The sequence below is a fragment of the Terrabacter sp. BE26 genome, assembly GCF_041941675.1.
Classification (GTDB): domain Bacteria; phylum Actinomycetota; class Actinomycetes; order Actinomycetales; family Dermatophilaceae; genus Terrabacter.
Map to the genome: position 1 here is coordinate 2,226,918 of NZ_CP090122.1, position 14,177 is coordinate 2,241,094.

Here is a 14,177-nt window from a genome sequence, read left to right on the forward strand (position 1 = left end):
TGTTGGGTCCTGAAGGATCGGGCAACACCAACCGGCTAGGGTGCGGGAACGCAGTCCTGGTGGTTGGTGTGGCCGGGTTTCTTCTGGTCGTGGGCCCCACCGAAAGCCTGGCGGTTGCTGGGTTGGGTGTGGGGTGCCGGTTGTATGTTGAGAACTTCACAGTGGACGCGAGCATCTTTGTAGTGTCAAGTTTTTAAGGGCACACGGTGGATGCCTTGGCACCAGGAACCGAAGAAGGACGTAGGAATCTGCGATAAGCCTCGGGTAGTCGATAACCAGACTGTGATCCGAGGATTTCCGAATGGGGAAACCCGGCTGGAGGCAAGTCCAGTCACCCGCACCTGAATATATAGGGTGCGTGGAGGGAACGTGGGGAAGTGAAACATCTCAGTACCCACAGGAAGAGAAAACAACATGTGATTCCGTGAGTAGTGGCGAGCGAAAGCGGATGAGGCTAAACCGGGCGTGTGTGATAGCTGTCAGGCGTTGCACGTTCGGGGTCGTGGGACCCGCCAGCCGGCTCTGACAGGCCGGCAGGGAGTGAGAAATCTGCGTCATAGTCGAAGAGCATTGAATGGCTCGGCATAGAGGGTGCGACCCCCGTAGACGAAATGGTGTGGACTCCCGGTGGTGTTTCCCAAGTAGCACGGGGCCCGAGAAATCCCGTGTGAATCTGGCAGGACCACCTGCTAAGCCTAAATATTCCCTGGTGACCGATAGCGGACAAGTACCGTGAGGGAAAGGTGAAAAGTACCCCGGGAGGGGAGTGAAATAGATCCTGAAACCGTGTGCCTACAATCCGTTGGAGCCTCCCGCCGTTGGGCGTGTGGGGTGACAGCGTGCCTTTTGAAGAATGAGCCTGCGAGTTAGTGCTCAGTGGCGAGGTTAACCCGTGTGGGGAAGCCGTAGCGAAAGCGAGTCCGAACAGGGCGATTGAGTCGCTGGGTCTAGACCCGAAGCGGAGTGATCTACCCATGGCCAGGTTGAAGCGCAGGTAAGACTGCGTGGAGGACCGAACCCACTTAGGTTGAAAACTGAGGGGATGAGCTGTGGGTAGGGGTGAAAGGCCAATCAAACTCCGTGATAGCTGGTTCTCCCCGAAATGCATTTAGGTGCAGCGTCACGTGTTTCTTGCCGGAGGTAGAGCTACTGGATAGCTGATGGGCCTCACCAGGTTACTGACGTTAGCCAAACTCCGAATGCCGGTAAGTGAGAGCGTGGCAGTGAGACTGCGGGGGATAAGCTCCGTAGTCGAGAGGGAAACAGCCCAGATCACCAGCTAAGGTCCCTAAGCGTGTGCTAAGTGGGAAAGGATGTGGAGTTGCTGTGACAACCAGGAGGTTGGCTTAGAAGCAGCCACCCTTTAAAGAGTGCGTAATAGCTCACTGGTCAAGTGATTCCGCGCCGACAATGTAGCGGGGCTCAAGCACACCACCGAAGCTGTGGCATTGACATTTTGTTCGGCACCGACACCTGCGGGTTCGGTGTCCAGACGTGTTGATGGGTAGGGGAGCGTCGTGTTGCCAGGGAAGCGGCGGAGTGATCCAGCCGTGGAGGCTACACGAGTGAGAATGCAGGCATGAGTAGCGAATGACGGGCGAGAAACCCGTCCGCCGAATAACCAAGGGTTCCAGGGTCAAGCTAATCTGCCCTGGGTAAGTCGGGACCTAAGGCGAGGCCGACAGGCGTAGTCGATGGACATCCGGTTGATATTCCGGAACCGGCGAAGAACCGCCCCTGATGAACCTTGTGATGCTAAGTGCCTGAAGCCGCCCACCAGACCCTTCGGGGTCTATCGGGTGGTGGAGCGCACGGCCCGATCAGGTAGTAGTCAAGCGATGGAGTGACGCAGGAAGGTAGCCTCCGCGTGGCGATGGTTGTCCACGTCCAAGGGTGTAGGGCGCGGTCCAGGCAAATCCGGACCGCATACAAGCCTGAGACCTGATAGTGACCGCGAATGCGGGAAGAGGGTGATCCTATGCTGCCGAGAAAAACTTCTAGCGAGGTTCGAGCCGCCCGTACCCCAAACCGACTCAGGTGGTTAGGTAGAGAATACCAAGGCGATCGAGTGAATCGTGGTTAAGGAATTCGGCAAAATACCCCCGTAACTTCGGGAGAAGGGGGGCCCTGATCGTGACCCCACTTGCTGGGTGAGCGTGATCGGCCGCAGAGACCAGGGAGAAGCGACTGTTTACTAAAAACACAGGTCCGTGCCAAGTCGCAAGACGATGTATACGGACTGACGCCTGCCCGGTGCTGGAACGTTAAGGGGACCGGTTAGCACGCAAGTGCGAAGCTGAGAACTTAAGCGCCAGTAAACGGCGGTGGTAACTATAACCATCCTAAGGTAGCGAAATTCCTTGTCGGGTAAGTTCCGACCTGCACGAATGGCGTAACGACTTCTCCACTGTCTCAACCACGAACTCGGCGAAATTGCACTACGAGTAAAGATGCTCGTTACGCGCAGCAGGACGGAAAGACCCCGGGACCTTTACTACAGCTTGGTATTGGTGTTCGGTACGGCTTGTGTAGGATAGGTGGGAGACTGTGAAGCCGTCACGTCAGTGATGGTGGAGTCAACGTTGAAATACCACTCTGGTCGTTCTGGATATCTAACCTCGGTCCGTGATCCGGATCAGGGACAGTGCCTGGTGGGTAGTTTAACTGGGGCGGTTGCCTCCTAAAAGGTAACGGAGGCGCCCAAAGGTTCCCTCAGCCTGGTTGGTAATCAGGTTTCGAGTGTAAGTGCACAAGGGAGCTTGACTGTGAGACAGGCATGTCGAGCAGGGACGAAAGTCGGGACTAGTGATCCGGCGGTGGCTTGTGGAAGCGCCGTCGCTCAACGGATAAAAGGTACCCCGGGGATAACAGGCTGATCTTGCCCAAGAGTCCATATCGACGGCATGGTTTGGCACCTCGATGTCGGCTCGTCGCATCCTGGGGCTGGAGTAGGTCCCAAGGGTTGGGCTGTTCGCCCATTAAAGCGGTACGCGAGCTGGGTTTAGAACGTCGTGAGACAGTTCGGTCCCTATCCGCTGTGCGCGTAGGAAACTTGAGAAAGGCTGTCCCTAGTACGAGAGGACCGGGATGGACGAACCTCTGGTGTGTCAGTTGTCCTGCCAAGGGCACCGCTGATTAGCTACGTTCGGAAGTGATAACCGCTGAAAGCATCTAAGCGGGAAGCACGTTTCAAGATGAGGTTTCCAGGCCCGCGAGGGCGAGAGGCTCCCAGCTAGACGACTGGGTTGATAGGCCGGATGTGGAAGCACAGCAATGTGTGGAGCTGACCGGTACTAATAAGCCGATAACTTGACTTACAAAGATGCTACGCGTCCACTGTGCGGTTCCCGAGATACAAACGGGAACTCGTGCCCACTGATTTTGATATCTCCATAGAGTTTCGGCTGTCATAGCGAAGGGGAAACGCCCGGCTCCATTCCGAACCCGGAAGCTAAGCCCTTCAGCGCCGATGGTACTGCACTGGTGACGGTGTGGGAGAGTAGGACGCAGCCGGACACATTCTCACGACAACCCCGCCGGGCAACCGGCGGGGTTGTCGCATGTCTGCGTCCACTTGTGCGTCCCCGGGGCTCTCCTCGACCCGGCGATCTGCTCGTGGGCCGCCGGCCTGCGCTCACGAGTGGCTGGTGCCGTTGGTGGGCGCTGCTCCGTTCGCCTCGCGGGAAGTCGCGAGTCGTTCCACCGTGTCCGGGTGAGTGGCGAACAGGACGTACTCGAGGCGGGGTGGGCGGACATCCGCCAGGTTGGTGGCGGCGAGGCGCAGTTGCGTCGCGGCGAAGCCGGCGGGGTCACCGGTCAGCACGAGCGCGTGTCGGTCGGCGCGAGCCTCGACCCGGCGGGAGATGAGGTTCTGCAGCGGGCGCGTGGCGAGCCCCGCCAGTGCGGCCAGTGCCGCGCCGAGGCCGATCGCCTCCGGCGAGCCGATGGAGTCCACCCCTGCCAGGCGAAGCAGCCCATCCCACTGACCCAGCACATACAGGGCGACGACGGCGGTGGCCGCGCCGACGGACCCGAGCAGGGCGCCCGCCTCGGGGTCGCGTGCCGTGGCGTGACCCAGCTCGTGGGCGACGACGCTGCGCACCTCGCCGGCAGGCGCCTCGCGCAGGAGCGTGTCGTAGACGACGATCCGCCGGGTCGCCCCCAGACCCGACACGTAGGCGTTGAGCCCGGTCGTGCGCCGCGACGCGTCCGCGACCAGCACGTCGCCCACGGGCAGCTGGTCGCGAGCCGCCATGATCAACAGCTCGTCGCGGAGCGGTCCGGACGGCATGGCGGTGAACGTGTTGAACACCGGCTCGACGAGGACCGGGAAGACGAACGACAGCAGCACGACGAGGGCGCCGGCCCCCACCGCGGCCCAGGCCCACCACCAGTCCGGCACGAAGTGGGTCAGCGTGTAGAAGCCGGCGAGCAGGACCGTCCCCAGGGCCAGCGCGAGCCCCGCGCCCCTGAGCAGGTCCGCCGTCCAGCTGCCCCAGGTCTGGGTGGAGAGCCCGAAGCGGCCGAGCACGACATGGCGCCAGGCCGCGAACGGCAGCGACACGAGCCAGAGGAGCGCGAGGACGGACAGGCCGCCCAGCACCGCGGCGGCCAGCCAGTGGCCGCCGAACGGCTCGGCCACGCGGCGGACGACCTCGGCGCCTGCCGGGGTGAACCCGAGCAGGAGGGGCGCCACGAGGCTGGTCAGCAGCGAGCCGTACGAGCTGGGGCGGAGGGCGGCGCGCAGGGCCCGACCTTGCGTGACGACGTCGGCCGGCACCTGGCGCAGCGCATCCTCCTGGGCGGCGCGCGTCGGGCCGCGCATCCGCCAGGGCACGAGCGTGAGGGTGGCGACCACCTGCACGGCGGCCAGTGCGGCCAGCGCCACCACGGCCAGCTCGCCTGCGTCCACGGCTGCCCCCTTCGCGTTCCTCGACGCACCCATGGTGGCCCTCGGGCCTCCTAGGCTGGAAGGGTGGACAACGGCGGCGACCCGCCGCCCGGAGGCCGCGCGACCGCGCGGCTGGGCGGACTGCCACGCGCGCCCAGAACGGTCGGGCGCGGCGCCACACCCTCGGCAGGGTGGGTCCGCCTCGCCGCCGCCGCAGCGATGCTGTCCGCCTGTACCGCCGCAACGCCTCCGGGGTATGTCGGAACCCCACCGGCGGCAAGCCCCGCACCGTTCCTGACCACGATCGACGGGATGACGGCAGTGCCCGAGGCCGCCGAGTGCGTGAACGAGCGACTCGACGCCCGCCGCAGCACCCTGCCCGGGCCGCAGCTGTTCCCCAGGGCGTTCCCCGGCGTGGTCAACGTCCGTCTCGTCCTGCCCGGGCGTGACGCGTGGGACCCGAGCTGCCGCTCCTGGCCCACGAAGAGGTTCGGCTGCCGAGGGGCGACGACGTGGGCGGTGCCCGACCCCACGCAGTTCCTCCTCACCTTCCGCGCCCAGCAGGTCAGGATCCTCGAGGGAGCGTCCGCCGCCCTGACCCGGTCGACCGGGGACGGCCGCGGGCCCGGGCCGCCGACGCGCTCGTTCACCTACGCCGAGTACACGCTGCCAACCGGCGACCCCTGGGGCGCGGTCACGTTCGAGCGGCACGCATACGCGACCTGCGACCCCGCCACCGCAGGGCGGACGATCGACGGCGTTGAGGTACGCACGTCGACGGTCGGGACGGGCTCAGGCTTGGCTGACGTCGCCTTCCTGGCCGCGGGCGACCGGCTGGCACAGGTGGCCCTGTCCGGGAGCCGGTGGGCACCCGACGAACGAGACCACGCCTGGCACGTGGTCGCGCTGCATCTCCGGCGCGAGGGCTGACCAGGACTTCGCGCGCCGGCCACCTGTGCGCCCAGCCACGTTCGCCCGGGAGGGGGACGTTGGGGACGCTCCCCGTCGCACTCCCCAGGAGAACCCCATGGTCAACCTCGACCGTCGCCGCTTCCTCCAGATCGCCGGCGGCGCCGCGGCCGTCACGATGCTCGACCAGAGCATCGCCCGCGCCGCCGCCATCCCCGCCAACCGGGCCACCGGATCGATCAAGGACGTCGATCACATCGTCGTCCTCATGCAGGAGAACCGCTCCTTCGAGCACTACCTCGGCAGCCTCCGCGGGGTCCGCGGGTTCGGGGACCCGCACCCCGTCCAGCTGCCGAGCGGCCGGAACGTCTGGCACCAGTCCGACGGAACGCGCGAGACCCTGCCGTTCCACCCGTCCGCCGACGACCTCGGCGCGGCCTTCCTCGAGGGCCTGCCGCACGGCTGGAGCGACGGCCAGGCCGCGGTCAACAAGGGCCAGTACAACGGGTGGGTCCCGGCCAAGGGGACGACGACCATGGCCTACCTGAAGCGCGAAGACGCCGCGTTCCACTACGCCCTCGCCGACGCGTTCACGGTCTGCGACGCGTACTACTGCTCGTTCATCGGCAACACCGACCCGAACCGCTACTACCTGTGGAGCGGCTGGACCGGCAACGACGGCAAGGGCGGCGGCCCCGTCCTCTACAACGACGAGGCCGGCTACGACTGGCGCACCTACCCCGAGCGCCTCGAGCGGGCCGGTGTCTCGTGGAAGGTCTACCAGGACGAGGGCACGGGCCTGGACTCCGCCGGCTCGTGGGGCTGGACCTCCGACCCCTACATCGGCAACTACGGCGACAACTCGCTGCTCTACTTCAACAGCTACCGCGACGCCACCCCCGGTTCGGCGCTCTACGAGAAGGCCCGCACCGGCACCAAGGCGCGCGACGGGCAGGACTACTTCGAGCTGCTGCGCAAGGACGTCGAGGCCGGCACGCTGCCCTCGGTCAGCTACATCGCGGCTCCCGAGGCCTTCAGCGAGCACGCCAACTGGCCGACCAACTACGGCGCCTGGTACATCTCCAAGGTCCTCGACACCCTGACCTCCAACCCCGAGGTGTGGGCCAGGACGATCCTGCTCATCACCTACGACGAGAACGACGGCTTCTTCGACCACCTCGTGCCGCCGCACACGAACTCGCCTGTCATTCCTGGGGCTTCGACGGTTTCGACGGAGAACGAGTTCTACGACGGCACGTACGGCGCGGGCGACTACGGCATGGGCCCGCGCGTGCCGATGTTCGTCGTCTCCCCGTGGAGCACCGGGGGCTGGGTCTGCTCCGAGACGTTCGACCACACGTCGGTCATCCGGCTCATGGAGGCCCGGTTCGGCGTCAAGGAGCCCAACATCACGCCGTGGCGTCGCGCCGTCGCCGGCGACCTGACGTCGGCGTTCGACTTCTCGAAGACCGTGCAGGAGATCCCGGTGCTGCCGAGCACCACGAGCTGGAAGCCCTTCGACGACAAGCGCCACCCGAGCTACCGCCCGACCCCGCCCGCGCAGGGCACGATGCCGAGCCAGGAACCCGGCACGCGTCCCGCCCGCCCCATCGGCTACGACCTCGAGGTGCGTGAGCGCCAGACCGCAGGGGCCGTCACCGTCGACCTCGACAACCGCGGCCGTCGCGGCGTCCACCTGCAGGCCCGGCTCATCGAGCCCGCCGGCCAGCCGCAGAGCTACACCGTCGGCGCCGGGGACGAGCTGCGCGCCACGTGGCCGGTCGCGGGGCAGTACGACATCCACCTGCACGGTCCCAACGGCTTCTTCCGCCGCTTCGCGGGTGGCCCGCGTCCCGAGCACGTACGCGTGGAGCTGCGTCGCGAGGGACGCAGCCACCGCGTCGCCGTCCACGTCGACGCCCCCCGCGGCGTCGACGTGACGGTCGTGAACGCATACGGCGGGCGGACCCGCGTGGGACGACGCCCGGTCACGATCGACACGGCGAGCACGGGCGGCTGGTACGACCTGACCGTCGTGGTCGACGGCACCGGCTTCCTCCGCGGTTTCGCCGGGCACCTCGAGAACGGCCGGCCCTCGGTGAGCGAACCTGCGCTGGGGCGCGGCAACGGCTGACCCTGCGAACCGGTCACGCGCACTGCGCGCTGCCCGAGTCCATCACCGCCCCTCCCGGCGAGGCCAGGAAGGACCAGTCGTACGACGTGGCGTGGAGCGTCAGCTTGAGCAGGCCGAAGGTGTTCGCCAGACGGAACTGGCTGCCGGCCACCGGTCGCTGGAACTTGTAGTGGGTGTCGCCCCCGGTGCCCACGACGAACGAGCGAACGCCTTGGGCGCTCGGCTGACCGTCGTTGTCGAGCGGCGCGAGCCGCTCGTAGTCGTGGTCGTGGCCGCTCAGGACCACCTCGACCCCGGCGGCCATGAGGTCTCTCCAGACATCGCCCATCTCGACGTCGGCGCCGTGGTTGCCCGAGGAGTAGCGAGGCTTGTGCCAGTACGCCAACGTGCAGCGCGTCGGGTGGGCCGCCAGGTCGGCGCGCAGCCACCTCTCCTGCGGCGACCCCTGCTGGCAGCCGCCGACGTGGGCGCACTCCGAGTTGAGCGCGACAAGGTGCCATCCGCCCAGGTCATAGCTGTAGTAGCCCTTGTCGGGGTCGCCGGCCCGCGGGCCGAAGTAGGCGTAGTAGCCCTGGGCTTCCGGCCAGCCGTACTCATGGTTGCCCGGCACCGGAAAGGTGATGCTCTTGAACTTGCCCCAGCTCGCCTCGTACGAGGCGAGGTACTCCTTCAGCGCCCCGCTCGGGTACTGGTTGTCGCCCAGCGCCAGCACGCCGTCCGGGCTCACCTGGCCGATCAGTCCCGCGGTCTCCTGCATGCGGCAGGAGTGCGGGGAGGACTTCTCCTCGGTCAGCAGGGTCTTGTCGGCCGGGCACGCGATGTCGCCCGCCGCCACCACGACGGCCTGCGCAGCCGAACGCACCGGCTGCGGCCCCCGGTACAGCGGCGAAGCCGTTCCGGTGCCCGTCCAGGAGGTCGCGCCGAAGACATTCGACCCCGCAACGAGCAGGAGCACGAGGACCGCGGCCAGCACCGCGATCACCAGCAGTCGGTGGCGCGCCACGTTGGCACGCCACCTGGCACGGAACGGCCGGGCGGTCGGCGCTGCCGAACCAGCAGGCTGTGGGTTGCGCGCGAGCAAGCGCCAGGCCAGGGGGGCCAGCAGCAACAGGCACATCAGGAGGATGGCGAACAGTGCTGTCATCGACCTTCCTCTCCCGCTCGGGGAATCACTCGAATCCTGCGCCAGGGGCGACACCGCGAGGCCGGTCGTGCCGATCAGCGAGCGAAGGGCCGTCAGGTACGTCGCTCCGTTCGCCTCGCTCGGTTCGACGTGGGTGTTCTCGCTGAACTCGTTCCAGGAGATCAGCGCGAGGGCGTCCGGCGACGAGGCCACGGCCGCAGCGTATTCCGCGCGCAAGGTCTGGCCGTCACGGCGAGGCACCATGCTCGTCCCGCCGACGTCGCGGGCGTCGAAACCCGGCGCGAACGGAGCCAGCCACAACCCCCCGTGTGCATGGACCGCGCTCGACATGTCACGCAGCTTGGGCACGTAGCCCGGGTTCGCCAGCGGATCGACCGACGACCAGTAGTACGCGTCGCCGTCGAAGCTCGGCGCGACCCGCTCGTAGCCCTGCACGCTCTTCTCCGTGGCGAGCACGAGCAGGCGTTGCCGCAGCGGTGCCGTGACGGACGCGATGTCGGCGGCGTCGAACGCCCACGTCCCTGACCAGATGAGCAGCGGCTTGCCGAAGATGTCGAAGACGGGATCCGGCGCGTACTCGTCCCTGAACAGGGCCATGTCGTGCGCGACGCGCTCGATGGGCAGCGGCCGGCGGGAGAAGTCGAGGCCCTGGTAGATCACCGCCAGCTTGAAATGCTGTCGGCGGGCCACGTCCATGAGGGTCGACAGCCGACGGTCGTTCACCGGCGTGTCCTTCCACGACACGATGAACCCGTCGATACCCGCGGCCTTGGCCTGCGTGATGTGGCGCGCCATGACGGTCGGGTCGTCGCTGGAGTACCGCCCCGAGAGCGGGTAGTCCCGTTTGGCGCGATCCCAGGAGGCGACATCGAACCACTGGTAGTAGTACGCCAGCACCGGGATGTTCTTCACAGCTGGCGCGGTCGCCGACGCGGCGCCGGCGGTGGGGGCAGGGTTGAAGACGAGCGCGGCCACCACGGCCACGACGGCCGCCAAGACGCACACGAGCCTCAGCCGTCTCATGACGTGGCCGGGACCGTTCGACGCCGGGACCGTAGACGCAGCAGCTTGACGGCCAAGAGCGACCCGAGCACCAGAACGGCCATGCCGCCGACGACACCGAGGTCACGGTACGTCACGACAGGCAGGTCGACGTACTGGTTGCGCGACAGCGCGACGGGGCGCGTGAACGCGATACCGGGCGCCTCGACCCTGACCGTGTAGTTGCCACGCGCGAGCCCGGCCACGTCCGCCTGGCCGAGGGCATCGAGCGGGACGCGCTTCGTCGTGTTGTCGGGATAGGTCAGCAGGACCGTGGTTCCCACCGGGGAGCCGAACAGGAAGTCGCGCGTCCTGAAGTGGGCACCGAGGAGCAGCAACGAGATCGTCACGGTCTGCTTCTGGCTCGGCACGAACGGCTGTTGGTTGACCCGCACCACGTTGGAGCCGTCCACCTGCACTCGCTGGACCGTGTACTTGATCTCCTTGGCCACGAGGGTGCCGCTGCTGTTGACGGGCCTGATCCCGAGAAGGCGGACCGTTCCGGCGCCGGTGGCGGTGACGGTCTGACCGTTGTCGCCGCGGAACTCCACGGCCGCCACGCGGGAGTGGGCTACGGCGCGCTTGGCCGGGTCCGCGAACCCGTAGGTCACGGTGAAGCTGGCGCGGTACGCGGCCTTGATCGTCAGGTTCTTGCGGACCTTGAGGCCGGTGAGCGTGCGCTCGTAGTCCTGGGTGTGGTGGCCCGTGCGCCACCACCGCACGAAGGAGTAGTCGCTACCGGCCTGCTGGATGTGAGTGGACTTGACCGCCAGCGTATGGCCTCGCTTGCCGGCAGGGACGGTGATGTGGGCGATGCCTTGCCTGTCCGTCACGACGGGCCGGCCGTCGAAGATGAACGCAGCCCCTGGAACCGGCGGCACGGTCACGATGTTGACGGTGGCGCTCGTCGCGACCGGTTTGGGTCCGGTTGCGGCCGAGGCTGCCCCAGCCATGGGCCCGATCGCGATGACACAGGTCACCAGCGCCCGAAGGACACGGTCACGCCACACGGGTCGCACGTCCCCTCCGGTGCCGAGCACGGCGGACGCCCGTCCACACCATGAGGCCGACGGCGAGCACGAGCGCGAGGCCGTAGCACGTGTAGATGGCCGTACTGGCGTGAAGCCCTCCCGTGTCAGCGGGCGGAGCCACCCTGGTGGCCCCGACGATGCGGGCCTGGGCGGGCGGGGACGCGAAGTCGAACGCCGAGGCAAGGCCGGCCGACGCGGCGTCGCGCTGTGCGAGCGGCGCGAGGGACCAGTTCTGTTCGATGAAGCGCGGGATCGCTGTGTAGTCCAGCACCGTGTGGTCGATGAACCCGCGTTTGGCATAGGGGCTGGCGAGAAGGGCCGGAACCCGGAAACCGTACCCGCGGGCGTCGACGCGAGGCGGTGCGACGTGGTCGTACCACCCACCCCATCCGTCGTACGTCAGCATGAACGCGGACGTCGCCCAGTAGGGGCTGCGCATGAGCGCAGAGGTCATCTTGCGGACGGCCTCCTGCCCGATGTCGACACGCGACGGCGGGTTCTCGCTGGAACCCGTCATGACGACGTACGACACGGCCGGCAGCGTCCTGTCCCGCAGGTCCCGGTAGTACTGGGACAGGTCGACGACCGTGCCCGAGAGCGCCGGATCGGTACGGAAGCGGGACATCGACAGCAGCGGGACCTTGACCAGCTGGCTTGTCCGGGACCGGCTACCCGACGCGGGGTCGGCCAGCCGCGGGTTGTAGTTCTCCACGTAGAACCTGGCCGCGATGCCCCGTGCGGCCAGGCGATCGAAGATCGTGGGAAGTGCGTCATAGCCGGCGCTGTCGCGCAGGATGCCCGCCGGGCTGCTCGGCGCGGTGCCGGCCACCCAGTACAGGTAGCTCTCGCGGTTGCCCGCCCGCGTCGAGGCGAAGAAACGATCGAAGAGGACGAACGACTGGGCGAGGTTCCAGTAGTAGGGGAGCTCGCGTCCGTCGTAGTGACCCATGGCGCCGGTGCCGTCCTGCCCCAGGCGCCGGTAGGCGGCTACGAAACCGTCCATCTTGCCGTCGTTGTACTGGTACTTCTGCACCGCGGGGCCGTGGTTGAGGTCGACGGGCGCCGACGTGGGCGAGATGTGGAACGGGGTGACACAGCCCTTGGTCGTCTTCACCTGCAGGTTGACCTTCTGGCACACGCCCTTCGGGATGCCGTCGGCTCGGGCGTACGTGCCGAAGTAGTTGTCGAACGAGTGGTTGCCCTGCATCAGGACGACCAGGTGCTTGATCGGCGTGGTGGTGGGAGCGGTGGGCGGCGTGGCCGAGGCGAGGGTGGCGGGCATCACGACGACCAGGAGGGCCATCACGGCGGTCAGGAGTCGTCTCATGGCTGCACCTCGTAGATGGTGACGGCAGGACGGTGGGTGAGGGACCCGTCCTCCGCCGTCACCGCGACGGACTCGGTGTGGATCGCGATGCCGCGGTACTTGTGGACGTAGCCGAGCAGCTTGGCGGAGAAGCTGGGCGACCTCTCGGCCGAGAAGCTGTCCCACACCACGTACTGGATGTTGCCCTGCCTGAGCTCACGGTCGACGTTCTCGACCGGGACGTAGGCCGGGTTGCGGTTGAGCGGGTTCGGGCTCACCGACAGGCCGTAGGCCTGCCGATGACCGTAGAACTCGATCACGTTGGCCATCGATGGTCCCAGCGTCAGCAGCACGCAGTCCCGGGGTAGGTTGCGCCCGATCCAGGTGCCCGCTTCCCGGCCGGCCGGCAACCCGCCGGCGCCGGCCAGGAACGCGGCGGACGCTGCGGGCGAGACGACGGGCCACACCGCGACCGACTGGGCGGTCAGCATCACGGCGAGCAGGCCGGACGCCACCAGGCGGGCCCGCCCCGTGTTCCACGACGCGAGCCGCTGCGACCGGGCCAACAGCATGACGCTGCGTCCGGCGAGCACCGCGGCAACGGGCGCCACGGGCAGGAGGTACTGGAATCCCTTGACGGGCATCAGCTCGAAGAAGGCGAGAGGCACCACGGCCCAGGCGAGCAGCAGCCCCTCCTGCCACGCGAGCCGGCGGCCGATGAAGCCGGCGGCCGCGACCACCAGGACGACCAGGCCGATCGACACGGGAACCGTCTGCCCGTAGAAGGCGAGCGTGTGGTTCGGCCGGCGGAACAGCTGCCACACGACGTAGTTGTCCCCCGTGCGAGCCGCTCCGGACAGCCTCAGGGCCATCCAGAAGGCGAGCGCCAGACTGCTGAACACGACTGCCATCCCGAAGACCGTGGGCAGCCGGATGTACAGGGCGCGCGAGAGCATGAAGAAGAGGTAGACCCCGCCCCACAGCACCACGGCCGTCTCCTTGGTCAGGAAGGCCAGGCCCATGGCGGCCGCGCATGCCAGCGCGTAGCGGTCACGCTGCTCGCCGCAGTAACGGGCCAGGAAGTACAGCGCTGTCGTCGCGAAGAACACCATGGCGCCGTCCAGCAGGGTCTGCCGCGTCACGACGACGTGGTACGGCATGACGGCGAGGACGAGGGCGGCGATCGCTCCGACCCGGCGGTCGTACAACGCGGCCCCGACCTTGTAGGTGACGAAGATCGTGGCGACGCCGAAGGCGGCCGACAGGACCCGCCCCGCCATGTCGCTGTCGCTCCACTGGTAGTAGACCGACAGCAGGCTCTGGAAGAGCAACGGGTGGGCTCGGAAGATCGGGAAGTACTCGGTGTAGGCAGGGTTGCCGGCGATGCTGGCCGCCTGTCCGGCATACACGGTCTCATCACTGTTGAGACCGAGCGACCCGATCTGCCAGAGGCGCAGGAAAGTGCCGGCCACGATGGCGATGGCGAGCCCCAGCCACGGCACCAGGCCCCTGTCGTAGCGCATGACGTCGAGGACGGGACTCCCGGGCGCATCACCCGACGGCGCGCGGCGCCTCAGGAGGTCGACAACGATCATGACGCACCCTTCGGGTCGAACGGATGAACGCGCCAGGTGACTCGATGGTCAAGCTGGACCCGGGATACCACCATCACCTGATCGGCTCGGTTCATCGGCACGAATCGAGGTCACCGTCAGTCGATA

General features: G+C 67.1%; 7 protein-coding genes and 2 rRNA genes. 4 read left to right on the forward strand and 5 right to left on the reverse strand.

All coding sequences use genetic code 11. From position 1 onward, the window contains the following. Positions 1-183: 183 nt before the first annotated feature. Positions 184-3,317: ribosomal RNA gene (locus tag LQK93_RS10315) — 23S ribosomal RNA — on the forward strand. An 82-nt stretch (positions 3,318-3,399) separates the two neighbouring features. Then, a 5S ribosomal RNA gene (gene rrf / locus LQK93_RS10320) occupies positions 3,400-3,516 on the forward strand. A 118-nt stretch (positions 3,517-3,634) separates the two neighbouring features. Here the strand turns inward: rrf and LQK93_RS10325 are convergent. Next, a complete protein-coding gene (locus tag LQK93_RS10325; RefSeq protein ID WP_374967709.1) occupies positions 3,635-4,912 on the reverse strand; it encodes a M48 family metallopeptidase in 1,278 nt (425 codons plus the stop codon). A gap of 291 nt (positions 4,913-5,203) precedes the next feature. Between LQK93_RS10325 and LQK93_RS10330 the strand changes: the two genes are divergently transcribed. Together LQK93_RS10330 and LQK93_RS10335 are read left to right on the forward strand one after the other, a co-directional pair. Next, entirely contained in the window at positions 5,204-5,821 is a 618-nt protein-coding gene (locus tag LQK93_RS10330) for a hypothetical protein (RefSeq protein WP_374967710.1), read from the forward strand. Between the two features lie 97 nt (positions 5,822-5,918). Next, positions 5,919-7,934 (forward strand): phosphocholine-specific phospholipase C, encoded by a 2,016-nt coding sequence (locus LQK93_RS10335; protein ID WP_374967711.1) that lies wholly within the window; start codon positions 5,919-5,921, stop codon positions 7,932-7,934. A gap of 13 nt (positions 7,935-7,947) precedes the next feature. On the opposite strand, the gene LQK93_RS10340 is transcribed toward LQK93_RS10335, so the two are convergent. From LQK93_RS10340 to LQK93_RS10355, 4 genes are read right to left on the reverse strand one after another with little or no spacing between them, the layout of a single operon-like run. Continuing rightward, complete coding sequence (locus LQK93_RS10340; protein WP_374967712.1) at positions 7,948-10,101, reverse strand: endo-1,3-alpha-glucanase family glycosylhydrolase; 2,154 nt, start codon at positions 10,099-10,101, stop codon at positions 7,948-7,950. Then, entirely contained in the window at positions 10,098-11,072 is a 975-nt protein-coding gene (locus tag LQK93_RS10345) for a hypothetical protein (RefSeq protein WP_374967713.1), read from the reverse strand. The genes LQK93_RS10340 and LQK93_RS10345 overlap by 4 nt, the downstream gene beginning before the upstream one ends. Before the next feature lie 46 nt (positions 11,073-11,118). Further along, the gene (locus LQK93_RS10350; RefSeq protein ID WP_374967714.1) at positions 11,119-12,477 is read right to left on the reverse strand and encodes an alkaline phosphatase family protein; all 1,359 of its coding nucleotides are present in this window, start codon (positions 12,475-12,477) and stop codon (positions 11,119-11,121) included. After that, positions 12,474-14,051 (reverse strand): ArnT family glycosyltransferase, encoded by a 1,578-nt coding sequence (locus tag LQK93_RS10355; protein WP_374967715.1) that lies wholly within the window; start codon positions 14,049-14,051, stop codon positions 12,474-12,476. Before LQK93_RS10355 ends, LQK93_RS10350 begins: the two co-directional genes overlap by 4 nt. Positions 14,052-14,177: the final 126 nt, after the last annotated feature.